Below are 1139 nucleotides of genomic sequence, written 5' to 3' on the forward strand. Positions count from 1 at the left end.
GCGAGGTGATCGGCAGCGTCGAGGTGTTGGAGGCGAAGATCACGTCGGGCTTCAGATATTCCTGCGCCTTAGCGAAGGTCTCGGCCTTGACCTTGCGGTCCTCGAACACGGCCTCGATGACGAGGTCGACGTCCTTCAGCGCGGCGTAGTCCGCGGTCGGCGTGATGCGCGCGAGCAGCGCCTCTGCATCCGCGGGTTTGGCGCGGCCCTTCTTGATCTGCTCCTCGATCACCTTCTGCGCATGCGCCTTGCCCTTGTCGGCGCTCTCCTGGTCGCGGTCGATCAGGACGACGTCGAGGCCGGCACGGGCCGAGACGTAGCCGACGCTCGCGCCCATGAAGCCGGCGCCGATCACGGCGATCTTCTTCACCTTGGTTGCTGGCACATCCTTCGGGCGTCGCGCGCCCTTGTTGAGCTCCTGCATCGACAGGAACAGGCTGCGGATCATCGCGGCCGCCTCCTTCGAGCGCAGCACCGAGGTGAAGTAGCGCGACTCGACGCGCAACGCGGCGTCGATCGGCAGCTGCAGGCCCTCATAGACGCAGCTCATGATCGCCCGCGCCGCCGGGTAATTGTCGTAGGTCTCGCGGCGGTAGATCGCGTTGCCGGCGGGGAACATCATCATGCCGGCCTTGGAGAACACGGGGCCGCCGGGGAGCTTGAAGCCCTTCTCGTCCCAGGGCGCGACAGCCTTGCCGCCTCCCTTGATCCAGTCCTTGGCGGCCTTGATGAGATCGGCGGCGGGAACGACGGCGTGGACCAGGTTCAGCGCCTTGGCCTTCTCGACCGTAACAGGGTCGCCCTTGAGCAGGATGGTCATCGCGTCCTGCGGCGGCACCAGGCGCGGCACGCGCTGCGTGCCGCCGGCGCCGGGGAACAGGCCGACCGTGACCTCGGGCAGGCCGAGACGGGTCTTGGGGTTTTCCGCCGCGACACGATAGTGGCAGCACAGCGTGATCTCGAAGCCGCCGCCGAGCGCGAGGCCGTTGATCGCGGCCGCCCACGGCTTGCCTGAGGTTTCGATCGAACGTAGCACCTGCGAGAAGCGGCGGCTCTGCTCGAACAGCATCTGGTTCGCAGCGGTCTCGCCCTGCTCTTTGAAGACCTTCGCATAGGCCTGGTTCATGCCTTCGAGCATC

Annotated in this window: 1 pseudogene; it reads right to left on the reverse strand. The window is 66.7% G+C overall.

Going from position 1 to position 1139, the window contains the following annotated elements:
• Positions 1 to 1139: pseudogene (locus JHD07_RS26000) on the reverse strand (FAD-dependent oxidoreductase); the annotation flags it as partial.

The sequence above is a fragment of the Bradyrhizobium sp. genome (assembly GCF_016462955.1).
Taxonomy (GTDB): Bacteria; Pseudomonadota; Alphaproteobacteria; order Rhizobiales; family Xanthobacteraceae; genus Bradyrhizobium.